The following is a 23,647-nucleotide window of genomic DNA, read 5'->3' on the forward strand; positions in this document are numbered from 1 at the left end:
GTGCGTAAAATGCGAACGCCGCCGGGAGCTCCGACGGCGTTCGTACATAATTCTTCTCAGACCTCGCGGCAGGCGCGCTTTAGGAAACGCGGATCACGATGGGGGTATCACCGCACCACGAATCCGGACCCACGCGGGTACCCATGCTCGGGTTCCACGCCGCCACATTCTGGCCGTTGCCCAGCGAGATCGCCACGTGACCGGGCCAGTAGAGGATGTCACCGGGCTGGGCTTCCGCGTAGGAAACCTGGCGGCCCACCGAGAGCACCGAGGTGGTGTACCCGCCGATAGCAACGCCGTGCTGGGCGTAGACCCAGCGCACGAAGCCGATGCAATCCCAGCCGGATGGTGTGGTGCCAGCCCATACATAGGGCGAGCCCACGCCGCTGAGGGCGGTATCAAGAACGGAGGAGCCAATAGCGCTGGGGGCGGCTTCCACTTCCACACCAATGCCCGCGGCGGCGGGAGTGGCATCGTCATCAGAGGAAGTGGTGGCGGTGGCAGCCGCGGCGGTGGTGGCGCTAGCGGCCGGGGCAGCTACTTCAATAGCCGGAGCTGCGGATTGAATGTTGATCTGTTCGATCCTCCATTCCGAGGTGGCGCTCGTGGTGCCGGCGATGCCAGCAGCAACGTCCTGCGCGTGCGGATTAGACAGCGCCGCCTTGGCGGGCGCGGCCGCGGTATCAGCCGCCGCATTCGGAACGATCAGTGCTGCCGCGCCGCCCACAACGAGAGCTGCGGTGAGACCACGTACTGCAGGGTTCGCCAGGTTATGAGCCTGCGACCGCGTATCAAGAGCGTGGCGTCCGGTCATGGGATGATCTCCTACAAAAGTTTTCCTGCGCGCCCCGAGGGGCACTTTCGGTACGTCCATTAGCGTAACGATTAGGCAACGAATTGTCACGTTTATGTAACAAGTGGCACAGGAGGGCCGTTATCATCCTAAAACGGCGAACTCCCGGCCTTTCCTCCACTTTTTTCGCGTGATACCAGGCTTTTCCAAGCACCCGTTTATAACGTTTTGATATACTTTTTTGCGACTTAAATTACATCGCAGTGATAAATCGTGGTGGAGACCACACATGACGACGACGCTGTGCTACCGCTCCGCTACCCCGGGCGCCCACCGTCACCACCTGAGACAGGCTCCGCACCCAGCCTTCACCAGCGCCTGGCGCACGCTACCTCCCGGGAAGTGGCACCTTCAGCCCGGCTACCTCAGGCATGCACCAAGAGGTGTTTGCGAATCCAATCAGTCAGAGGAAATACCCCACTTGCTCCGTGGGCGAGAATATCGCCGTCGTCCTCAACACTGAGGGTCACCGCAGCATCGGGTTTAATGCCGGCCGCGGCCATAGCCTCGAGGACGTCGTCATCGGTCTGGATCACTTCACCGATGCGCGCAATGGTAACTTTCCCACCGCTCGGGTTGCGCTCCAGGTAATCCGCCACGGCGAGCAGGCCGGTTCGCGCGGCTATATCAGCGCCGGGGCCCAGGGAATTTTCCGCGGGAATCGGGTTGCCGAAAGGATCGTGGCTGAGCTCGTAGCCCTGCTCCCCTAGCACGTGGGCAATGCGTTCTTCTAGTTCGCGGGACATGACGTGTTCCCAGCGGCAAGCCTCCGCGTGGACGTGTTCCCAGGGCATCCCGAGCACGTGGAGGAGGAAACATTCGGCCACCCGATGCTTACGCATCACGCTGGTAGCGATGCGCCGGCCTTCCTTGGTGAGGACAATAGCGCGGTTGGTATCCAGGTACATCATGCCGTCGCGCTCTAGGCGCGCCACGGTTTCCGAGACGGTGGGTTTGGATTGACTCAGGCGCTCCACGAGCCGGGCACGCAGCGGAACGATTCCTTCTTCTTCGAGTTCGTAGACCGCTTTGAGGTACATTTCGCGGGTATCAACAAGGTCATCACTCATCGCGCGTCTCCTTCGTCTCAGCGGCGGGGGCGGCATTCGGGTGCCCATCCACATCCGGTTCCTCATGCGTATCTTGCCATTCTAAGCCGCCCGCGCGCTGCGGGGAATGCCCAGTTTCGGCATCGTGGGCTTCATCTTCAGGTTCGAAAAGATCGGCCTCGACTTCGTCGTGGTCCTCCGCGGTGAAACTTTGCCCGCTATCCGTTTGCCCGGTGCGATTGGCCCGTAGTTCAGCTTCGCGCTCCTCATTTTCATGTTCGAGCGGGCCAAGAATCTCCAGCTGGAAGGGATGGCGCACCCGGTAGTGCACTTCCACATCCCATTTGCGCCGGCCCCACAGGTAGGCACCCACGGTAGCCACCAGGCAGCCAATCGCGCCGATGCCCACACCCCAGCGCGCCCCGGCTGCCCCGGAAATACCGCCCACCACCAGGGAACCGATCGGGGTCACGCCCTGGTTGACCGTTTGGTAGAGGGAGACCACGCGCCCGCGCATCTGGGGAGAAGTAGACATCTGCACCGCGGCATTGGCTGCGGTGAGCATAATGAGCATAAAGAAACCGACCGGCACCAGGGTGAGGGTGTAGATCAGCAAATTCGGGGCCAGTGCATTGGCGGTAACCGCGATACCCATAGCTACGCCCGCTCCTACCACGGAGCGCACACGCGGTTGCTTCGTACGCCGCGCCCCCACCACGGCACCGGATAGCGAACCAACCGCGACCATAGAAGAAACAATGCCGAATTGGGTGGAGTCGGCGTGGAATTCCATGGTGGACATGGACACCGTGGTGAGCGGGGTGTTCATGGCCAGGCAGGAAACCACGCCCACCACCGCGAAAATCACGAGAAGATCGGAGCGGTTGCCCACGTAACGCAGGCCGTCAATCGTCCCCTGAATCGCGGAAACCTTCTTTTCCGGGCGGGGTGCCGGATGGAATTCTTCGGGGCGCATGAGCGCCAGCGCAATAAGGGTAGCCCCGAACATGATGCCGTTAATAATGAAAACCCAGCCGGTCCCAATAATGCCAATAAGCAAGCCGCCCAGCGCGGGCCCGATCAGGCGCGCAATATTAAAGGACATGGAATTCAAGCCCACCGCATTCGGTAGCCAGCGCGGAGGCACCAATTCGGAGATAAAAACGAGACGCGGGGGATTATCGAAAGATTGAATCACCCCGATGGCCAGGGCGAAAAGACAGACCACCAGCACATTCGCCCAGCCCAGGAGGACCAGTACCCCCAGGGCCACCGCGGTGAGCAGCATTCCGAATTGGGTGAGCACCACCATTTTGCGTTTATCGAGGCGATCAGCGAGCGCTCCGGCCAGCGGCATAATAAAAGGAATGGGAACGAATTGCAGCGCCGTGACAATACCGACGGCGAAAGCATCATTATTGGTGAGGTCGCTCATGACGAGCCAGTTCTGAGCGGTGCGTTGCATCCACCCGCCGGTATTGGCGACCAACGAGGCAGCGAACCAAATAGCGTAGTTGCGGTACTTCAAACTGGCGAATGTACGCCCCACTAAATCCTGCCCCCTGCAGAAAAATCCGATATCCATAGCGGCCGGCGGGCGCGGCGAGCTCGCAGTTGCGCTATCTGCGGTGAGTTTATCACGCACGGCCAGGCAAGGCTCACGTTTGTCTCACCGGCGAAAATGGTACGACGACGCACGCAGGGCCTACCCGTACGGGTAGGCCCTGCGTGGTTGAGCTGGCAGCCAAAGTGCTGCGCAGAACTGAGCTGCGCTTAGCCGAGCAGGAGCTTCTGAATTGGATCGAGCAGGAAGTAGACCACGAAGGCCACGAAGGTTCCCCACATGAGGGGGTGCACGCGGCGGGCCTTCCCGGCGGCCACCGACATGATGACGAAGGCAACGAAGCCCACCCCGATGCCGACCGTAATGGAGTAGGAGAAGGGCATGAGGGCAACGGTGAGGAAGGCCGGGATACCCACGCTCAGATCTTCCCAATCAATCTCGGTTACCTGCTGCATCATGAGGAAGCCCACCGCGACCAGCGCGGGAGCGGCCGCTTCGGAAGGAACCAGAGTGACGAGCGGAGCGAAGAAGATCGAGAGCAGGAAGAGCGCACCGGTGGTCACCGACGCGAGGCCGGTGCGCGCGCCGTCAGCTACGCCCGTCGTCGATTCAACGAAAGAGGTGTTGGAGGATACGCCGCCCATACCGCCGGCCAGCGCCGCGAGGGAATCGAGGAGCAGGATGCGGGAGGTGTGGTAGGGCATGCCGTCCTCATCGAGAAGATCACCTTCGGAAGCCACCGCGACCATGGTGCCCATGGTGTCGAAGAAGTCGGCGAGCATCACGGAGAAGGCCAACACAACTACGGAGATCACACCGAGCTTCTGGAAGGGGCCCACCACGGAGAAAGCACCGAGGGTGGAGAAGTCCGGGATCTGCACCGGGGAGCCGTTCAGCGCGGGTGCCCCACCGTTCCAGCCAGCTACGTCACCACCGGCCACGCTTCCTGGCTTGGCAACAATATTGACGATAACGGCCGCGATGGTCGAGGACACGATGCCGATGAGGAGCGCGCCGGGAACCCCGCGCAGCAGGCAGATCGCGGTGAGGAAAAGACCGAAAACGAAGACAGCCAGCGGCCAGGAGGCGATGGAGCCGTTAATTCCGAAGGACATGATGGTTCCTTCGCCGGGGCGGATAAGGCCGGCATTGACCAGCCCAACCAGGGTGATGAAGAGCCCCAGGCCCACAGAAATGGCGGTGCGCAAGAACTTCGGCACCGCCCGGAAAATAGCTTCACGCAGGCCCGTCACCACGAGCAGCGTGATAACGATACCTTCGATAACGATAATGCCCATACCGTCAGCCCAGGTCATACCGGGCATCTGCACGATGACCACGCCGACGATGGTATTGAGTCCCAGCCCGGCCGCCATGGCGAGCGGGAAATTCGCGATAACGCCGGTGAGCAGCGTCATCACACCCGCAACGATAGCGGTACCCGCAGCGATGGCCGGGAGGTTCGGCCCCTCGGTGCCGCCGCCCAGGTAGGCTCCGGTGGAATCCTGCCCAGAAAGAATAATTGGATTAAGAACCAGAATATAGGCCATGGCCACGAAGGTGACCAGTCCGCCGCGCACTTCCCGGGCCACGGTGGTCCCGCGTTCGCGCAGCCGGAAAAAATCCCGCTTCGGTTCGGAGGTTGTGCTGTGGTTCGTCTCGACGTGCGTGGAAGTTACGCTCACGAAGATCTCCTCGGTAGTCGTGCGGTCCGCTGCGCGCCAGGCGAGCGCGTGATCCGCAGATTTTCGGGCGGTCCTGACCGCCACCAGCACTCATTCTTGAACCGCGACCACCACCCACGCAAGATAAGTCTCACTATGTGGACGCTTTTTCGCCCATTTCATCTCACATTTCGAGACGTGCGCAAAGTGGTGTGGAGAAACGGCGCGATAGTGCGGTTTTCTCCCGGCCCACCACCCGCGTGAGTCCGGCCACGCAGCTGCGGGTGCGGAGCGTATCGACACCCGTGCGACCCGGATTGTTACGGAACAGATGCGACGACGACGTCGCCAAATCCCCGTACCGCCAGCTCCCCGTCACTGTGCGGAACAAAAACCGCCTGCCCCGAGTTGAGCGGTTCACGCCGACCTCCGGCAAAGATTTCCACCGCGCCTTCCAGGCAGACCACCGTGCGCGGACCGCGCGAACGCAACTTTTCCGTGGAGGTAGCATCGCGCAAATGAACTATCGAGAGTTCAAAATCATCCACGGGAACATAGAAGGTGGACACCGCCTCGCTCATATGCTCGGGGGCGATGCGGATGGGCGGGACCGCGGCGTCGTCCATAATCCGCACCAGTTCCTCCACATCCACATGTTTCGGGGTGAGGCCGGCGCGCAGCACATTATCTGAGGCCGCCATGATTTCCACCGCGGTTCCAGACAGGTACGCATGTACTGTCCCAGCAGGGATAAATAGTGCCTCGCCGGGGCGCAAACTCACCGGATTCATGAGGAGGGAAGCTACCACTCCGGGGTCGCCGGGATAGTGCTGTGCCAGGGTTTCCACGATGCGGTCCGCGCGCGGGGAGGGCGAAGTTCCCCGCTCCAGGCGCGCGGCGCAGGCTGCTACCACCTGCTGAATCTGTTCAGGAGAAGGGCGGGTTCCCGCGGAAAGCAGATCGGCGAACACCGCTCCCACCCCGCGTTCTTCCACGAGGGCCGCCAGCCGGTCCGTGAGGGGCAGCCCGAGACCACCCAGCACCTCGGCGATGCGGCGCGGAGTGCGCAGCCCGCAAATAGCCTCGAAAGGCGTGAGAGCATAGGCCAGTTCCGGTTTGTGGTTGCGATCCCGATAGGAACGATGGGGCGCGGTGCGGGAAATTCCGGCGGCTTCTTCCCGCTCGAAACCCGCGCGGGCCTGCTCGAGGGAGGGGTGTACCTGGAGGGACAGTGGCTGATCCGGGGCAATGAGTTTGAGTAAATACGGTAATTCACCCCCGTGCCGGCGCGCCACATCCGCACCGAGCATCTCTTCGGGTGCCCGGGCAATAAGATCACGTAGGCTCGGCCCGCCGGGAGCTACCAGGGTGGCGGAATCTTCCGGAGCCTCTGGGGTGCGCGGGCCTCGCGGCAAGCCGGCCCGGTGCCGCGCGTGCCGCCGCCCGCGCGGAGCGCGCAGCGCGGCGTGCCCGCGCTCGTTCGCCTCCGATTCGCGCCCGATCCGGTGTTCCCCGGCGGGTGCGGAAGGATAAAGCTGAGCCAGGTCAAAGAGCGGGGCATCCTGGGCGGCGATCACCTGGGCGGAATCATCGGGGTGGGCGCCGAGCCAGATTTCCGCTACCCGGGTTTCCGCCGGTGCATAGCCGAAAAGCGCGGGAAGCGCGCTCGTGCCGCCCCACGCATAGTCCCTGGCCCGCCCTTGGATCCGCATCACCGCTGCTCCTGTTTTAGCTCAGGGCGCCGGTGGCCTGGTAGCGCCGCCCGCGTGATCCGCGCACCACGGTACGCCCGCGCCCGCGGCGAATCACCGGAGCCGGAGTCGCGGCAAGGCTCGCGGCCGCTTCCACTACCGCCGCTTCAGCTGCCGGTTCCTGAGCGGATTCGGGAGTAGGTGCCGACGCTGCTGCCGGAGCTTGGGCGTCCGTGTCCACCGCGCCGGTTTCGCTTTCCACGCCCGCGATCTTGCGCCGCACCCGGCGGCGCCGCCCGCTGCGCTCAGCGCGCTCAGCCCTGTCCGCTGCGGCAGCCCGCGCCGATTCCTGACGTTCCTTTTCCGAAGCGGCCCGCGCCTGCGCTTTTTCCGTTTCCAGCTTGGCCAGCCGCTCACTCCACGGCACCCAGCGTGGAGCCAGCAAAGCGCCCGCCCCGGGCAACATCTCAATTTCGTTAAAGGTCACGGTACGGGCCCGACTCGCTCGGCTCACCGTAATACTCCAGTACCAGCCGTGATATCCCGGGTGAGTGCAGGTAAAGAGGTAGGACACCACCCGGGTGTCCTCGGCGAGGAATCCCGCGTACTCTCCCACGAAACGTTCGGCAATGGCCTCAAGTAGGGTTGCCCGCGCCTCAGCAACAGCCCCCGCGAGAACTCGATCTTCAGGTAGGCCGGGCAGCGGTTCTACCCGCTTATCATCCGGGGTGACCGCCACGTTTTCATCAACGCGATCCTCCGGGCGCGCCATATCTGCACCCTCATCCGCATGTCCTTCAACCCTCACATCGGGAAAGTGGACCGCAGCGGATTCTTCCCCCGCATAGTTGTCATATTCTTCATTCTTAGGCATCAAAATCATCGGCGACCGCACGCAAGGCGCGCGCGATCTGCCCTCCCCCTTCCGGGTAGCGACCGCGCCGAAGCTGGGTGGAGGCCCCGTCCAGAAGCCGAATGAGATCTTCCACGATCACCACCGTTTCTTCCGGGGAACGCCTATTCTTCCGCGCGAGCGATTCAAGTTTGGTCATCGGTTCGACATTGAGCGCTTGCGGACCGCGACGTGTATCGGCAAGCCCGAAAGATACCCGCTGGCCCTTGCGCGGCGTGAGTCCCTCCGGGAGAGCCGATGCGGGCAGGAAAACCTGCGCACCATCCTCATCGCTGACAATAAAGCCGAAGCCCTTAGCGGCGTCGAAAAACTTAACCTTTCCGGTTGGCACAACACTCTCATTTCTAGCAAAAACGCTTCGCACACGGTCGGGCGAAGCACCAGCGCCATTCTACCAGCGCCCCCGCGGGCACAGGCAACGCTACCGGCTGAACGCCCCGGCCTCTTTTCCCATCCGACTCCCAGAATGCTGTGGTTAAATTGTGCTGTCCACCACGTAAGGGGTAAACCTGGTGAGCACCACCGGGCACACGGAAGGTTGAAATTATGGGGATCGCACGCCGGCTAGCTGGAACATTAGCGCTCGCAAGCGCTCTACTGCTCTCCGGCCCACTGGCCGCCGCGGAAGAACCCCTCACCGGCGTTGACCCGGTCACCGATCACGCCCAGGTGCTTTCCGCCTCTGAAGAAGAGCAGCTGCGCACTTCCCTTGACCGCCTCCAAGATGAGACGGATTACGCGGTACGTTTCGTTTTTGTCGACAGGTTCGACGGCGCCAGCGCGGACCAGTGGCCCATCGAAACTTTCAACCGCGCCGGGCTCTCCAGCGATGCCACCCTCATCGCGGTGGCCGTGGATAGCCGCCAGTTCAGCTACGCCTACGGCCGCTCAAGTTTCTCCGCCTCAGACCTGGACCAGGCTTTTACCGCGGAAGTGCGAGCCGCCTACCGGGATGGCCGCTGGCTGGAAGGTTCCCTCGCCTACACCCGGGCGTTAGCGCAAGGGGAAGAAACGAATTGGGGCGGTCTGGCGCTCGGGGGTGGCGTCGTCGTCGTTATTATCGGGGCCATTATTTTCGTGCGTTCGCGCAAACGTAAAAAAGCGGAAAATAAAACTCGTGAAGATCTTGCCGCGCTCGGCAAACGTGCCGCAGCCGCACTTTTAGCGACAGACGACGGCGTGCGCAGCGCCGCCGCGGAACTCAATTTCGCGCGGGCACAATTCGGGGTGAACTCAGTGCGCGGCTTTGACCAAGCGCTTGCGCAGGCACAGCACTATCTCCAAGAAGCTTTCAACCAACGCCAGCTCTTGGACGACGATATCCCCGATACCCCGGAGCAGGTGCGTGCCTATAACACCGCGATTTTGGAACTGACCGAAAAAGCGCAGCGAGCCATTACCGAACAGGAAGAAGAATTCGCCCGGCTGCGTGATTTAGCGGCGAATGTGGAGGAGGCCGCGGCGCGGGTGCGCGAAGGTGTGGCGGATATTCGCACTCATCTTCCCAACGCTACCCGGCAATTGGATTCGCTGGCGGCAAGTTACGGGGAGGGCGCGGTGGCAACCTTCCGCACCTACCCAGGGGATATTGAGTCTCTCGTGGCCGGGGCGGAGGATGCGCTCGGGCAGGTTGATCGGCTGCTCAGCGGGGGCGAACGCAACCAGGCCGTGCCGTTTGTGCGTATCGCTGAACAGGCTTTGGATGAGGCTGCGGAACGCTACCGCGCGATTTCTAACGTCCAAGAATCTATTAATCGAGCCTTCGCCCAACTAGCTGAGCATATCTCTTCCATTTCCGCGGATATTGCGGATGCCCATCGCATCGGCGGGGATAATGTCCAGGTGGTCGCCGCGCGGGACCGGGCGGCGGTGCTGGTGGAGAAATATCGCGGAGAGCGGGTGGATCCGCTGGCCGGAATTCGGGAACTCACCGACGCGGAAAATGACCTGGACGGGGCGCTCGCCCCGGCCCGGAACGCGGAGGAAAACTACCGCCGCCAGGCAGCCGGAGTGGAACGGGATCGCCAGCGGGCCCGGGCCACGGTGCAGCGGGCGGAGGCGATGGTCTCGCAAAACCGCTGGAGCACCGGGAACGAAGCACGCGCCCCGCTGGAGGCGGCTCGCACTGCCTTACAAGCCGGGGATACCAGCGATGACCTGGCTAAGCGCCGTGATTATTACGCGCGGGCCGAATCCTATGCCCAGCGCGCCATGGATGCGGTCCAGGCAGCGATGTCCGCCCGCAACTCCGGTGGCTATGGTGGCAATAACGGTGGCGGGGACGTAGGTAGCCTGCTGCTCGGGATGTTCCTCGGCTCGCTCTCCGGGGGCGGATCCCGCCACAATTCCGGCTGGGGTTCCGGCTGGGGCACCGGTTTTGGCGGGGACCGTTCCAGCGGATTCGGCGGTGGTTTCGGAGGTTTTGGAGGTGGCTCCGGCGGATTTGGCGGCGGGGGCGCCGCGGGAGGAGGGAGCCGTTCATTCTAATACCGGTGGCTGCGTGCGTCCGTTGATCGCGCCCCGCCCGGATACTATTTATCCATTATTCATCACACATTCCTACTCGATGGCACAGAGAAAGGCTGATCATGGCTGAAAAACAAACAATCCTCGGACGCATTACCCAGCTGGCAAAGGCAAATATTAATGCGCTCCTCGACCGTGCGGAAGACCCGCAGAAGATGCTCGACCAGATGGTGCGGGATTACAAGAATTCCATTGCGGAAGCCGAAGATGCCGTAGCCCTGACCGTGGGCAATCTGCGCCTGGCACAATCCGATTACAACGAGGACATCAAAGCCGCCCGTGACTGGGGGCAGAAAGCTATCGCCTCCTCGCGCCGCGCCGATGAGATGCGGGCCAAGGGCGATGAAGCAGGTGCGAACCACTGGGATGACCTGGCGAAGGTGGCGTTGAGCAAGCAGATTCAATACGAGCGCGAAGCCAAGGATGCCGAACCCATGCTCGCCTCCCAGGAAAAGGTCGTTGAACAGCTCAAATCCGGGCTCACCCAGATGAAGGAGAAGCTCACCGAACTCAAGAATAAGCGCGATACCCTGGTGGCACGCCAGAAATCCGCACAGGCGCAAAGCCAGGTGCAGGATGCCATCTCCTCGATCAACGTGCTGGATCCCACCAGTGAACTGGCCCGTTTCGAAGACAGAGTCCGCCGCCAGGAAGCCCTGGCCCAGGGCAAGGCCGAAGTTGCCTCCCTGAGCTTGGCCGATCAATTCGCCGAATTGGAGGATCATTCCGACGACGCAGAAATCGAAGCGCGCCTCGCTGCCCTCAAAAGCGGGGAAGCCCCCGAGCAAATCGAAGGCCGGGACTTCACTAGCTACTAAAGTACCTGGCTCCCCCGCTCCTCAAGCACACAGTTCTCCGGCGCGGGGAATATCCCGCACCGGGCACGAGCACACGCCGCATGCACCTAGGTGACCCAAGCGCGGCGTGGCTTCCCGGGCCGGGGTGGCAAGGCCACCCCGGCCCGCGGCGTCGTTCCACTTCTATCGCTCCCACGGCTTTGCTTTCGCTTCCCGCAAACTTTCAGGAAGCTTCCAGATACCTCGAGTTTCCTTAACATCATGACGCCTACCGAGCACACTCCCGAAGCGGCCATCCTCGTTGTTGATGATGAGCCCTCGATTCGCGAACTTCTTTCCGTTTCTCTCCGGTTCGCCGGATTCGATGTGTACACCGCCGCCGATGGCGCGGAAGCCCTCGCTCACCAGCAAAATCAGCACCTGGATCTGGCCGTCCTCGACATTATGATGCCGGGCATGGACGGCTTTGAGGTGCTGCGCCGGCTGCGCGAACGCGATCACGATCTGCCGGTGCTGTTCCTCACCGCCCGCGATGATGTGAAGGACAAAGTCCAAGGCCTGACCGTCGGCGGGGATGACTACATCACCAAGCCTTTCTCCCTGGAGGAAGTAGTGGCGCGTATCCGCGCGGTGCTGCGGCGCACCAGCCCGGAAGAAACCGAATCGGCGGTGCTGCGCTACGCGGACTTGGAAATGAACGAAGATTCGTATGAGGTCACCCGCGCCGGCCGGCCGGTGGAGCTCTCCCCCACCGAATTCAAGCTACTGCGCTACCTCATTATTAATGCCGAACGAGTGGTTTCTAAATCACAGATCCTCGATCATGTATGGGATTACAACTGGCAGGGTGAGATCTCCATCGTGGAATCCTATATTTCCTATTTGCGGCGCAAAATTGATTCCCCGGAAGCCCTGGGGATTACCGATCCGGAAGAGGCCCGCAATCTCATTCCTCTCATCCACACTCGCCGTGGCATCGGCTACGTTCTGCGTGCTTCCAAATAACATTCGGTTATGACCCAACGTCACGATCCGCTCCCGCCGGAAAGCGCGGGGGCTGCGCCGGTGCCGAGCCGCCCGGCGCAGCCTGGCAAGCCGGCTACCGAATCTCCCGGGCGCGCCCGCCACAGCGGAGTTTTCCGGCGCGCGCTGCGGCCGGCCCGCACCCTGGCCGGCCGCCTCATTATCGCTTTCGTCATCCTGGTGGGAACCGCGGCAACCTTTTTGGGTTTCGCCTCGGTCACCCTTCTCAAGCAATACCTGGTCTCCACTATCGACCAGGATCTGACCACGAATGCGCGCTCGGTGGAGCGGATGTTCCTGCAGGATCTGCCCGGTGCCAGCCAATCCTCCCCCCTCAACCTCTCCGATTTCTTCGTGCGGGTCAATTGGGGTATTGCCGGGCAGCGAGACGTGACCACCTACGAACTACCCAATCCGGGGGCCGTAGAAGAATTCGGCTACCCGCGCGATCTCGAGCATATTGCCAGACTGGGGTCCGAAGAACCCGTGACGGTTCCTTCCACCCTGTATGGCTCTGATTGGCGGGTGCTGGTTCACCCTATTAGCCCTGCCTCCACCGGCGGTCTCATTACCGGGAATATCATTATTGCCCAGCCACTCGGGCCAATCGAGTTTACTATTGCGCGCCTGCGCCTTATTTTTGTGCTCGCCGGGCTCGCAACCGTGCTGGCTGCCGGCCTGGCCGTTACCGGTCTTGTATCGCGTACCTTGCGGTCCCTGCGTGATATCGAAGCGGCCACGCATACCATCGCGGAAGGACATCTGGCCGAACGTGTTCCGCACGGTCAGGACGACGACGAAGTTGGGATGCTCGCTAATTCCATTAACGTTATGCTCGCTCAAATCGAGCATGCCTTCGCGGAAAAGGAACGCTCGGAAGCAAAAATGCGACGCTTCGTTTCGGACGCCTCTCACGAATTACGCACCCCGCTAGCAACCGTGCGTGGGTATTCCGAGCTATATCGCCTGGGCGGAGTTCCCCCCGAGCGTGTCCCTGAGGCGATGGAGCGAGTGGAATCGGAAGCCAACCGGATGGCCGGGCTCGTGGAGGATTTGCTCCAGCTGGCCCGCCTGGACGAAAACCGCCCCCTTAACCTTGACTGTGTCAATCTTGCCAAGCTGGCAGATAACGCCATCCTCGATTTCCGGGTGCGTGCCCCGCAACGCACCGCCACGGTGGTTGCTTTGGATGGGAGCACCCCGGCGCCCGATACGGTGGAAGTCCACGGGGATGCGGATCGCATCACCCAGGTGATCGCAAATCTTCTTTCTAATGTGCTCGCACACGCCCCGGAAGCCAGCCCGGTAGAAGTGGCAGTGGGCATCGCGGAAGGCCACCCCACTATTGAGGTGCGTGATCACGGCCCCGGTATTTCCGAAGCCGATTCCCAGCGAATTTTCGAGCGTTTCTACCGCCCGGACTATTCACGTTCGCGCGAATCAGGGGGCTCCGGCCTAGGCCTTGCCATTGTTGCCGCTATTATGGCCGCACACCACGGTACCGCCCGGGCGCTAACCACCCCCGGTGGCGGACTCACCGTGCAGCTCACCTTCCCCGCCCCGACCGAGCCGTGTCAGAATCCGGCAACGCCCGGCTAAGCGAGCTACTCAGTTTCCGGAAACTCGCCCGCCTCGCCAGCATCGGGCGTCTCGCCGGCCTCGGGCAGATCGAAAGGACTGGCACCTTCCGAGGTGAGCGGGTGTGCACTTTTCTGCTCGAGCATCATCTCAATGGCGGTGAAGACCCGGCCCATAAAATCAGCCGGGTCTTCCTCCGCGAGGCCATACATGGGCCTGCCGATAAACAAAAAGACCTCGCCGCGGAATTTGGGGAGCACCGCACCCACCGGCATAACTTCATGCCCGCCGGACATGGCGATGGGAACAATAGGAACATTGAAACGCTGGGCGAGGGCCGCGGCACCCGCCTTCGGGGTACCGAGTTCCCCGGTGCGCGAGCGCGTACCTTCCGGGAAAATCAGAATCGGAACTCCCGCGGCCAGTAGACGGCCCGTCATCCCTTTGGCGCGGCCGGGCTGGTATTCCGAACCGGCCTTCCCGGTGGGTTTTTTACCGCGCTCAATGGGATAAGTATTAAAGAACAACGAGGTGAGATTGGAGATGCCGCGGCGGCGATAAAAATAATCCGCGGCCGCCCCGGTCGCTAACCGCTCAGTGAGTTTATCGGGAAGCAGCGAGAAAATCATGGGAGCATCCAGGTGCGAGGAATGATTCGGGACCAGGATAAACGCGCCGTCCAGGTTTTCGATATTTTCCTCTCCCAGCACGGTGGGTCGGAGAATCGTGGACATGACCGGTTTCGTGAGGGCGCGGCGCACCCGATGCCGGCGGCGGGCTTTGGACTCATCCAAATACGGATCGATCGGTTCGAGCTCACTCACCCGCGGTCCGCCTTTCGCCCACTGCCATTAATTTTCCTTGCCACCCAGTTTACCGCGCAGCGCGGGCCCTTTTCCGCGAGGAAACCAATAATCTTGTAGCGCACCGTGGGGGTGCAGCGGACTTTTCCGCGCGCGGCCGCCGCGAGCGCGGCCCGCGCCACCGTATCGGGTTCCAGCCAGAGCGCATCGGGAACCCCGGAGCGTTTCCCGCCGGAGTTGCGGTGGAAATCCGAACGTACCCATCCGGGCAGTACCGCGGTCACCGTCACCCCACTGCCGTGCAGTTCCACAGCCAGCGATTCGGACCATACCCGCACAAAGGATTTGAGGGCCGCGTAGGCACCCATGGGAACAAAGCTCTGCACCGAGGCAATATTTATGAGGGTGCCCTTCCCTCGCGCAGCCATCGCCGCCGTGGCCGCCGCACCGATCCGTACTGGCGCTCCCGCCATGAGGGCCGCCGCGGCCTCAATCCGGTCCATATCCCCGTCCACGAGGCTCTCGTAGAGACCGGCCCCGGCATTATTCACCACCACATCAACAGCATGGCCATCTAGGTAGCTGCACAGGCGTGCGACGTCGTTCCCCACACCTAGATCGCAACACATCGTTTCGCATTCCACGCCACCGGCCCGGAATTGTTCGGCAACGGCATTCAGGCGTTCCTTCCCGCGCGCCACCAGAACCAGCGCGTACCCGCGGGCGGCGAGCTGGCGGGCGAAAGCGAGCCCAATACCGGAACTTCCCCCGGTCACCAGTGCCCGAGGCCGCTGCCCGGTGGGCGATGCGGAGAAGGCTGCGTCAGATATCACGTCTCTACGTTAGTGCACCGGCCGCGCCCGTGCACCTCGCCGACCCGGTTATCGCGTTCAGCTGGGCGAAAAGTGGCGAGCCCGAGGCGCTGCCAGCGGGCGCTCCGAGGGCCGAGCCGCACTCTCCCTCGGCGGTCCTAGCGTGCGAGAAGGCCCAAAGTGTCCCCACCCGGGCTGGGGCATGATTAGAATCAGTTGCGTTTGAGTGCGGAGGGCGACGTGCGTCGTCGTCCCCTGGCGAAAAGTTCGCCGCGGGTGCGCACCACGGTGGGAGGAAATATGTCCGTTCCTTCGTGGCTGCCGGTTTCTTTCGAGAAGGCAGTGACGGGGCTGGGGGCGACCGCGTCCAGCGCGGAGATTCAGGAGACGTGCGCTGCTGTTCTAAGGCGCTGGTCAGAACCTGATCGCATCTTCCACGATATTCACCACCTCACGGCCATGCTTGCCAATGTGGAAAAACTCATTAACGAAACGCATCACCCGGATACGGTGCGGCTTGCTGCCTGGTACCACGGGGTGGTTTTTTCGACGTCGCGCTACCGTGTTTACACGAAACGCGGGGGTGAAGATGAGCTGCTTTCTGCGCGCACTGCCGAAAATGAACTGACGCAGCTCGGCATCGTTCCCGAAACCGCGCGCCGGGTGGCCGAATTGATTTGGGGTATGAAGGCGCCGGCGCTCACCGCGATGCCGGTTATGGGGCGCGCCCCGGCCACCAGTCTGGGGACCGCTGAGCAAGATATTGACATTATGGTGCTGCGTGATGCACACCTGGCGATTTTGGCTTCTTCCCCGCAGAGTTACCGGCGTTATACTCAGGCGATTCGCGAGGAATACCCACATATTCCCGATGAGAGTTTCTGGCGCGGGCGCGAAAAAATCGTGGCGAAGCTGCTGGAGCGCAAGCATTTGTTTTATACGCCCGAGGGCCAAAAATGGGAGGATGCGGCGCGTCAGAATTTGCAGGCGGAGGCCGCGAAGCTGCGCAAGCGCCTGGCTGAGCCGGAACCGAGTGCGGATGCAGCGCACCCGGTAGGTGCTGCCCGCACAACGGATGCGGAGCAAACGGCCGAGGTTGCGCGCCCGGGTGATATCGATTTAGGTACGACGCCGCTGCTACCTCTCACTGCGCCAGCCGCGCCCGTAACGCCGGCCGGAGCGGACGCCTACCGCGATGCCCGTACCGAAACTTCTACTTTGGAAGCGGTGGAAGCTCGTATTCCGGAGGAGGATTCCGGTGAGGTGACGCGGGTGCTCCCGGTCGGGCCGGATACCGCAGCGAGTGAGCCGCAGCTGAGCGCCGAACAGATCCGCAAACGCCAACGCGAGGAAGTTTCCCAGGCCATGCTCAATAAGATTAATGAGCGGCGGCGCGCGGCGGAAAAGGAACGCGATGAAGCCATTGCGCTGGCGGAGAATATTGATTCCCCGCTCGCGGATCGCGCCCAGGCAGAGGTGTGGAAAGAAAAGGAACGCGAGGGCACGCCCCGGCGCAGCCCACGCTATACGGAAACCATCCCGCCATTGATCGAAGATGACCCGGAAGGCGATATTGTGGCCCGGCCCGCCGACCCCTCCCCCACGCACGGTATCGAGCGCGAACCGGATATGTAAACACGGCCGGGCACTCACGTGCGGCCGGATCGGTAGAGCGCGGCCGAACCTGCGAACTGCGAGCCGGGTCTGCTAGTACTTCCAGATATACCAAGGGTGGCGCGCCCTCCTTTCGGAAAGCGCGCCACCCCAAGGTTGACACCTTATCTTTGCGGTTTAGGTTTAGTACATGCCGCCCATGCCGCCGTCACCCTGCGCGGCCGGAGCCGGCGGTTCGGGCTTGTCCGCCACCACGGCTTCGGTGGTGAGGAAGAGACCGGCAATGGAAGCCGCGTTCTGCAGCGCCGAGCGGGTCACCTTGACCGGATCCATCACGCCCGCCTCCATGAGGTTGACATATTCGCCGGTGGCCGCGTTGAGGCCCTCGCCCTTGGGGAGGTTGCGCACCTTCTCGGCCACCACGCCGCCCTCGAGGCCGGCATTGCTGGCGATCTGCTTGAGCGGAGCTTCGATAGCGTAGCGCACGATAGCCGCACCGGTCGCTTCGTCACCCTCGAGCTTGAGGTCGGCGAAAGCTTCCTTACCGGCCTGGATAAGGGCCACGCCACCACCGGCGACGGTGCCTTCTTCCACGGCCGCCTTGGCGTTGCGCACGGCGTCCTCGATGCGATGCTTGCGTTCCTTGAGTTCAACCTCGGTAGCCGCACCGGCCTTGATGATCGCTACGCCACCGGCGAGCTTGGCCAGGCGCTCCTGGAGCTTCTCGGTGTCGTATTCGGAGGTGGAGTTCTCGATCTGGGTGCGGATCTGGGAAACGCGACCGTCAATCTGCTCCTGGTCGCCAGCGCCGTCCACGATGGTGGTGTTTTCCTTGGTAACAACCACCTTGCGGGCACGCCCGAGGAGCGTGAGATCGGTGTTCTCCAGCTTGAGACCAACGGACTCGGAAATGACCTGGCCACCGGTGAGGATGGCCATATCCTGGAGCATTTCCTTGCGGCGATCACCGAAGCCCGGGGCCTTGACGGCCACGGAGCGGAAGGTGCCGCGGATCTTGTTGACCACGAGGGTGGCCAGCGCTTCGGATTCCACATCCTCAGCGATGATGAGGAGCGGGCGATCTGCCTGCATAACCTTTTCGAGAACCGGGAGGAGTTCCTTCTGGTTGGAGATCTTCGAATCCACGAAGAGGATGAAGGGATCTTCCAGCACGGCTTCCTGGCGCTCGGCGTCGGTCACGAAGTAGGGGGAGAGGTAGCCCTTGTCGAAGGACATACCTTCGGTGAGCTCAAGCTCCAGCTCCAAGCCGGAGGACTCTTCCACGGTGATGACGCCTTCCTTGCCGGCCTTATCCATGGCTTCGGCGATGACCTCACCAATTTCCTGGTCACCGGCCGAAATGGCGGCGGTGGAGGCGATCTCTTCGCGGGTATCAACTTCCTTCGCGTCCGCGAGGAGGCGTTCGGTCACGGCCTTGACCGCGGTATCGATGCCCTTCTTCAGCGCGATGGGGTTGGCGCCGGCGGCCACATTGCGCAGGCCTTCCTGCACGAGGGCCTGAGCGAGAACAGTTGCGGTGGTGGTGCCGTCACCGGCGATATCGTCAGTCTTCTTGGCGACTTCCTTGACGAGCTCAGCACCGATACGCTCGTAGGGATCTTCCAGCTCAATTTCCTTGGCGATGGACACGCCGTCATTCGTGATGGTGGGGGCGCCCCACTTCTTATCGAGAACGACGTTACGGCCCTTGGGTCCCAGCGTCACCTTGACGGTGTCCGCGAGGAGATTGAGGCCGCGCTCCATGGAGCGGCGTGCTTCCTCATCAAAAGCAATGGTCTTTGCCATGCGATATTCCTCCAGAATCACTGTGGCCGGTGCCCGCGACGGACGACTTCCCGCGCGAAGCCTTTCTTCGCTCACGGTCAGCCTCACCAACCAGGTGGACTTATCACTCACATACTCGGAGTGCTAACAGAGATTCTGGCACTCTCTAGGCGTGAGTGCAAGCTGTGGTTCAGGTACGACGACGCAGCAGCCACCCGCCAGAAAAACGCGATATGCCCGCAATTCCGCGCACCTAGCTCCGGATGAGCGTCCCGAAAACTTGAGTGGGAAGCGCTCAAGTTTTAGCGGCTGGCGAAGCCGGGAATCTTGACGTGCGGTTCTTTAGCCGCGGGTATCTCCCGCCAGCACGACGACGATGCTATCTCCGCTCGCGCTGGCGTTTTCAACGAAATCGGTGATTCCCAATTCGGCACCAATGGCTTCCACGGTGGGTAGATCAGCGGCCGTCGGATAGAAAATCTGGGAGTGCGCCGGCGCCGCGTGCTGGTAGTTACCGATCGAGGTGGTAGTGAAGCCAGCTTCGGTGAGTTGGCGCTGGTGGGCGGCGGCATACCCGGAAATCCCGGAGGCGTTGAGGATGAGGGTGGAACGGTTGTGATCCACCTCAGCGGCCGGAGTCGGGGAAGCTGATGGTGAGGCTTCTTCCGCGGGCGCCGGTGCCTCCGAAGCGGGAGCAGGGCTGCCTTCCGCGCCCGATCCTTCAGTGCCCGCTTCGGGCGCTGGCGTTGCGGACTGGGCCGGTGCGCTCACGCTCGGCTTGTGAGAGGGGGGCGCTACTGAAATCTGGTTCATTTTGACAATGCCGTACCCGAGAGCCGGGGCAAGAATGAGGATAGCGATAAGCGCGATCCACCACTTTGCTGAGGATTCGCGCTTACGGTGCGCCCCGCGGGTTGTGCGCTGACGCGCCGCGATATCAAATTCGTCTACTGGGTACTTTCCTGCCACACCGTTAGCCTAGCTGTTTTCAGCTGCACAATCAGCGGTGACGCGGCACGCAGCCGCCATGAATTACGCGCTACCCCGCGCTCGTCACGCAGCGCGTCACTCGCCGCGGCCGCCGCGTTCCTTATCGCGCAGATCCCGCAAACGGGTAATAGCCCGCACCACATCCGGATACTCCACTTCAGCACGCGGGTTATTGAGGATGCCGGACAGAATAAGGTAGTAGCGGGTGGGAGTCATGCCCAAGGCCCGAATTGCCTCGGTTTTCGTGCGGTACACGGCCCGCCACCGCATCTCCGTGGTGAGGACGCGCAGCTCGTCGTCGTGCAAGGCAGGCCCGGCACCGCGCAGGAAATCCTCCCAGGTAGCTTCTCCGCCACCCTCGCTCGAAGGCGCGCCCGCAAAAGGAGGTTCCTCACTCCGGTACTCTGACACTATGCAGCCTCTTTCCGAAATCATCAGCCCCGATTGGGCACGGGCTCTTGCCCCTGTTGAACCTATCATTCACGAGATGGGAACGTTCTTACGCGAGGAGAACGCGGCCGGGCGCGGCTATCTTCCCGCGGGCAAGAATGTGCTGCGCGCTTTCACGTATCCCCTGGATGCCGTCAAAGTGCTCATTGTGGGGCAGGACCCCTACCCCACCCCCGGTAATGCGGTGGGGCTCTCCTTTAGCGTGGCGCCGAATGTTGCCCCGCCGCGCTCGCTCGTCAATATTTTTCGGGAATTGCACGACGACGTTGGTGCCCCGCTTCCCAGCAGCGGTGACCTCACGCCGTGGTGCGAGCAGGGTGTGATGCTGCTCAACAGAGTGCTGACCGTGACCCCCAATAACGCTAATTCCCACCGGGGGCGCGGCTGGGAGAAGGTCACCGATCATGCGATACGAACTCTCGCGGCGCGCGGGAAACCGCTCGTAGCAATTTTGTGGGGCCGCAACGCTCAGGAGCTGCGCCCGCTGCTGGGAGACACCCCGGTGATTGCCAGCCCGCACCCCTCGCCGCTTTCCGCCGCCCGCGGTTTCTTCGGCTCCAAGCCTTTCTCGCGGGCCAATGCACTTCTGGCCGAGCAGGGTGCCAGTCCGGTGGATTGGCGCCTGCCCTAGAACCCGCACATATTAATTTACTAAGGCGTAATATGAAACTAGGTGCGGGATTCCCACCCGCATATCACGCCGTTTCTCATGTGGTTTCACAGTTGACGCCGCATCGGGAATTATTTTCCACGGGGGTACCCATGGCCACTCACGCAGCCACTTTCGGGCGTCTTGCCCTTGCCGCCGCGCTGGCCGGCGCCGGCATTTTCCTTCCCACCACCGCGACAGCGGGTGGGCCTGACCCGCGCCTCACCGTTGCCGGAAACGTCGTGAATCTTACCGGTGGCGGAGTAAATTGCCATGGCGGGAATACCTGCGTGGAGAAGGTGGGCGACGTCGCCCATGTGAGTTACACGCTTCAGGTAGCCCGTCTCCTGGGATCTTCTGATCATGTCCAGAGCGCGCAGGGCGTGGCTGTTTTTGTTCCTACGGTACTGGAGAACGTACGCATCACGGTCACCGGTGTTCCGGACCACGCCACTCTCGAGGCCCTCCAGGCGCAGCCTGATTTCGATTGGGAAAGCCGCTGGACGGTCCCCATCAAGCCCGTGAATCAGGAGCTGCCCATCTGGAATGTACGCCGAGGCGAGCAAGGGGCAGTTACCGTTGATCCCGAGCTCAATCCCGGCCGAGATCCCGAAACTTTCCCCTGGTATCCACATATCGGGCCGAATTTCGAGGATGAGAATCTAGGGGTGTGGCATATGAAAGCCGATATAGCCATGTCCACAGATCCGCCGTCGTACCAGGCCTACGACGGCGTGGTTGGGAATATGGCTCTGTACGACGAATATTCTTTCGGACTGCAAGGCCCGGGCGTCTACACGCTCCGCGTGGAAGGTGATGTGGCGGTGCAATCGGAGGTAACCGTACTTCCCGTGCGGGCCACGAATAAACTATGGAAATGCTCGCAGGAAGGCGGCGGGCCCGGTTCGTATATCGAAGGCTGCCAGAGTCTACAAGAATTTGAGTGGGGCCGCATGGGTGATCTGCCCGTCTATTCGCTCAGAGATCCGGCGGTGAATGCCGCGGCACGCGAAAGGGTGACGGATGCCGGTCTGACCGGCTCACCGCAATGCGTGGTCACGAAGGAAACCGGGCGCAGCGATCTTATCGGGACAGATATTGAAGGCTCATTAGGGGCAGGCGATTGGTATGCCTACACCTATGCCCTCTACGCCAATCCCGCGGTCACGTATGACCTCAGCGGTATTGGTGAGGACGGCTGCGATCAGGCTGCCGCGGTGATCACGCTGTGCGAACAGCCGGAGCCTTCTGAATCGCCGGAACCGGAGCCGTCCACTACGCCAGCACCGGAACCCAGCGACCAAAGCGTTCCCCGCCCGACGCCGTCCACGCCCGCGCCGCCGGTTTCTACCCCTACCGTTCCGGCTACTATCGGCACTCCTATAGTTCCGAGCACTCCGATTTTTCCCAGCACACCGCCTTCGGTGAGCACGCCTGCGTCTACGCCACCGACAAATGTGCCAACCCAGCCCAGCACCACCCCAACTCGGACGGCGAACATGCCCACGCCGCGCCCAACGCCGCTACAATACACCGGAGCGGACTCTGCCGCAGGACTGGCACTCGCGGCGCTGCTGGGCGGGGCCGGATTAGCGCTCGCGGCCTGGCGCAGGTTTCGGGGCTAAAGCCGGGCTTTCTCAGTATCCCTTTTGAGTAGGCGGCTGCGGAACCGGGTTGGGAGTAACGAATCGCCCGACCGCTAATGCGTTGAGCTCCTGCAATTCGGCCGGGTGGGAATCATAGTAATTTTGGTGGTTCCGGTACGCTTCGACCGCCAACCGATTACGCATTTCCTGCCATGATTCCGGCCACCGCGGATCATGAGGCTCGATTTTCCCAACCGTGAAGCACCTTACCCGCATCTCCTCCAAAATCCGCAGGCATGCCAGGGTGTAATCAAAACGGTTGATACCCAAAGCAAGAGGTCTCTTATTACAAGCAAAGACTCCGAAAGATACACCCGCGAAGGTCACCCGTGTTATCTCCGAGAAATAAATCTCCCGATAAAAGACCGGCGCAAAGCTGGACCACACTTTTTGATTATCTACGCCAAAACGCCGCTTGTACCCCATCCACAGAAACCAAGAACAAAAAACCATCAAACCGGAGCAACAAATAATTCCGAGAGTGGCATCATCAGGACGACTCGCCTCATCAGCGGTTGCTAACGCAATAACCGTTATAGCCATAACAATTAAACCCGGCCACCCAAAAGCAAACCAAATTTTAGCTTGGGAAAATACCCGCGGCTCGCGCGGATATTTACTTATTTTCCGCAAACGGCGCTGGATCCCGGGCGCCGCAGCAGTAAATGCACCAACTGGAAGGGACATAGAAACCTCCATAACCAGGAGCCGCTGCGGCTACCGCGTCTCAGTCAAATGATCGATCAGACGCGGTTGCCAATACCACGCACTACCCACCACTAACGATACGATACGACAACGGAACCAACCACAGAGCATGCTTCTTCTGCCACATGAGAGCACTTAACCCCATATGGTGTTGCTGGGTGTGCCTTAAAAATAAATCGCATTTTTTCAGAACTGCACGCCAAGAACCACCGCACGAAAATCAATCACATTAAATGCACCTGACCATTCAGAATAAACCATGTCCCTACCAGAAAACACCAGTGAGCACACTATGTGCCTCTCATTTCCCCAGCCGTTTCCCCCAGCCCGATGGTTGCGTCCGTTAGTGTGGTGTATCTGTATCCCGCGGTGATCCTCGTGTCGGCATGCACAAAGGCGACCATCGCGGGTACCTTTCGAATCAACTCTTACCTATCCTCGAAAGGAGATACCCCGCAATGGCCGCTGACCCCCATCATATCGACCCGACAACCTACCTGGGCGAACTACTCACCCAAGCATCCCCCGACCT

The 23,647-nt window shown here is 61.7% G+C and carries 20 protein-coding genes; 7 read left to right on the forward strand and 13 right to left on the reverse strand.

The genetic code is table 11. The features are described 5' to 3' along the window. Positions 1-79: 79 nt before the first annotated feature. The 7 genes from HMPREF9237_RS09060 to HMPREF9237_RS08215 form a co-directional block, all read right to left on the reverse strand. Positions 80-814 carry a C40 family peptidase gene (locus tag HMPREF9237_RS09060; protein ID WP_016443278.1) on the reverse strand — a complete coding sequence of 245 codons (735 nt, stop codon included), beginning with the start codon at positions 812-814 and terminating at the stop codon, positions 80-82. Positions 815-1,218: 404 nt separating this feature from the next. After that, the gene (locus tag HMPREF9237_RS08190) at positions 1,219-1,923 is read right to left on the reverse strand and encodes a metal-dependent transcriptional regulator (protein WP_016443279.1); all 705 of its coding nucleotides are present in this window, start codon (positions 1,921-1,923) and stop codon (positions 1,219-1,221) included. After that, positions 1,916-3,430 (reverse strand): MFS transporter, encoded by a 1,515-nt coding sequence (locus HMPREF9237_RS08195; protein WP_231366726.1) that lies wholly within the window; start codon positions 3,428-3,430, stop codon positions 1,916-1,918. Before HMPREF9237_RS08195 ends, HMPREF9237_RS08190 begins: the two co-directional genes overlap by 8 nt. Before the next feature lie 245 nt (positions 3,431-3,675). Further along, entirely contained in the window at positions 3,676-5,151 is a 1,476-nt protein-coding gene (locus HMPREF9237_RS08200) for an NCS2 family permease (protein ID WP_016443281.1), read from the reverse strand. A 299-nt stretch (positions 5,152-5,450) separates the two neighbouring features. Continuing rightward, on the reverse strand, positions 5,451-6,842 hold the full coding sequence (gene manA / locus HMPREF9237_RS08205) for a mannose-6-phosphate isomerase, class I (protein ID WP_016443282.1): 1,392 nt from the start codon (positions 6,840-6,842) through the stop codon (positions 5,451-5,453). Between the two features lie 16 nt (positions 6,843-6,858). After that, positions 6,859-7,695: a DUF3027 domain-containing protein gene (locus HMPREF9237_RS09065; protein ID WP_051107012.1), complete on the reverse strand. Its 837-nt coding sequence runs from the start codon at positions 7,693-7,695 to the stop codon at positions 6,859-6,861. Then, the gene (locus HMPREF9237_RS08215) at positions 7,688-8,065 is read right to left on the reverse strand and encodes a cold-shock protein (protein ID WP_016443284.1); all 378 of its coding nucleotides are present in this window, start codon (positions 8,063-8,065) and stop codon (positions 7,688-7,690) included. The genes HMPREF9237_RS09065 and HMPREF9237_RS08215 overlap by 8 nt, the downstream gene beginning before the upstream one ends. A 215-nt stretch (positions 8,066-8,280) precedes the next feature. On the opposite strand from HMPREF9237_RS08215, the gene HMPREF9237_RS08220 reads away from it, so the two are divergent. The 4 genes from HMPREF9237_RS08220 to HMPREF9237_RS08235 all read left to right on the forward strand — a co-directional run bounded on the left by HMPREF9237_RS08220 (position 8,281) and on the right by HMPREF9237_RS08235 (position 13,679). After that, positions 8,281-10,221: a TPM domain-containing protein gene (locus HMPREF9237_RS08220; RefSeq protein ID WP_016443285.1), complete on the forward strand. Its 1,941-nt coding sequence runs from the start codon at positions 8,281-8,283 to the stop codon at positions 10,219-10,221. 101 nt (positions 10,222-10,322) lie between these two features. Further along, on the forward strand, positions 10,323-11,078 hold the full coding sequence (locus HMPREF9237_RS08225) for a PspA/IM30 family protein (protein WP_016443286.1): 756 nt from the start codon (positions 10,323-10,325) through the stop codon (positions 11,076-11,078). 240 nt (positions 11,079-11,318) lie between these two features. Then, the gene (locus HMPREF9237_RS08230; RefSeq protein ID WP_016443287.1) at positions 11,319-12,062 is read left to right on the forward strand and encodes a response regulator transcription factor; all 744 of its coding nucleotides are present in this window, start codon (positions 11,319-11,321) and stop codon (positions 12,060-12,062) included. A gap of 9 nt (positions 12,063-12,071) precedes the next feature. Then, positions 12,072-13,679, forward strand: coding sequence for a sensor histidine kinase (locus HMPREF9237_RS08235; protein ID WP_016443288.1), 1,608 nt, complete (start codon positions 12,072-12,074; stop codon positions 13,677-13,679). 5 nt (positions 13,680-13,684) lie between these two features. Here the strand turns inward: HMPREF9237_RS08235 and HMPREF9237_RS08240 are convergent, their stop codons facing one another. Continuing rightward, entirely contained in the window at positions 13,685-14,482 is a 798-nt protein-coding gene (locus HMPREF9237_RS08240; protein ID WP_016443289.1) for a lysophospholipid acyltransferase family protein, read from the reverse strand. Beyond that, positions 14,479-15,294, reverse strand: a complete 816-nt coding sequence (locus HMPREF9237_RS08245; protein ID WP_231366727.1) for an SDR family NAD(P)-dependent oxidoreductase — start codon at positions 15,292-15,294, stop codon at positions 14,479-14,481. Before HMPREF9237_RS08245 ends, HMPREF9237_RS08240 begins: the two co-directional genes overlap by 4 nt. A gap of 201 nt (positions 15,295-15,495) precedes the next feature. On the opposite strand from HMPREF9237_RS08245, the gene HMPREF9237_RS09070 reads away from it, so the two are divergent. Further along, positions 15,496-16,908, forward strand: a complete 1,413-nt coding sequence (locus HMPREF9237_RS09070) for a hypothetical protein (protein WP_155876001.1) — start codon at positions 15,496-15,498, stop codon at positions 16,906-16,908. 162 nt (positions 16,909-17,070) lie between these two features. Here HMPREF9237_RS09070 and groL read toward each other — a convergent pair whose 3' ends face one another. The 3 genes from groL to HMPREF9237_RS08265 form a co-directional block, all read right to left on the reverse strand. After that, complete coding sequence (gene groL, locus HMPREF9237_RS08255) at positions 17,071-18,693, reverse strand: chaperonin GroEL (protein WP_016443292.1); 1,623 nt, start codon at positions 18,691-18,693, stop codon at positions 17,071-17,073. Positions 18,694-19,014: 321 nt separating this feature from the next. Then, positions 19,015-19,641, reverse strand: a complete 627-nt coding sequence (locus HMPREF9237_RS08260) for a LytR C-terminal domain-containing protein (RefSeq protein ID WP_016443293.1) — start codon at positions 19,639-19,641, stop codon at positions 19,015-19,017. 96 nt (positions 19,642-19,737) lie between these two features. Beyond that, positions 19,738-20,073, reverse strand: coding sequence for a DUF3263 domain-containing protein (locus HMPREF9237_RS08265; RefSeq protein WP_016443294.1), 336 nt, complete (start codon positions 20,071-20,073; stop codon positions 19,738-19,740). A 1-nt stretch (position 20,074) separates the two neighbouring features. Here HMPREF9237_RS08265 and HMPREF9237_RS08270 point away from each other — a divergent pair, with 1 nt between their 5' ends. Both HMPREF9237_RS08270 and HMPREF9237_RS08275 read left to right on the forward strand, forming a co-directional pair. Continuing rightward, positions 20,075-20,743, forward strand: a complete 669-nt coding sequence (locus tag HMPREF9237_RS08270; protein ID WP_016443295.1) for a uracil-DNA glycosylase — start codon at positions 20,075-20,077, stop codon at positions 20,741-20,743. Between the two features lie 131 nt (positions 20,744-20,874). Next, on the forward strand, positions 20,875-22,386 hold the full coding sequence (locus tag HMPREF9237_RS08275; protein ID WP_039898959.1) for a hypothetical protein: 1,512 nt from the start codon (positions 20,875-20,877) through the stop codon (positions 22,384-22,386). A gap of 12 nt (positions 22,387-22,398) precedes the next feature. On the opposite strand, the gene HMPREF9237_RS09075 is transcribed toward HMPREF9237_RS08275, so the two are convergent. Continuing rightward, positions 22,399-23,094 (reverse strand): hypothetical protein, encoded by a 696-nt coding sequence (locus tag HMPREF9237_RS09075; protein WP_016443297.1) that lies wholly within the window; start codon positions 23,092-23,094, stop codon positions 22,399-22,401. Positions 23,095-23,647: the final 553 nt, after the last annotated feature.

Source organism: Actinotignum schaalii FB123-CNA-2, assembly GCF_000411135.1.
Taxonomy (GTDB): Bacteria; Actinomycetota; Actinomycetes; order Actinomycetales; family Actinomycetaceae; genus Actinotignum; species Actinotignum schaalii_A.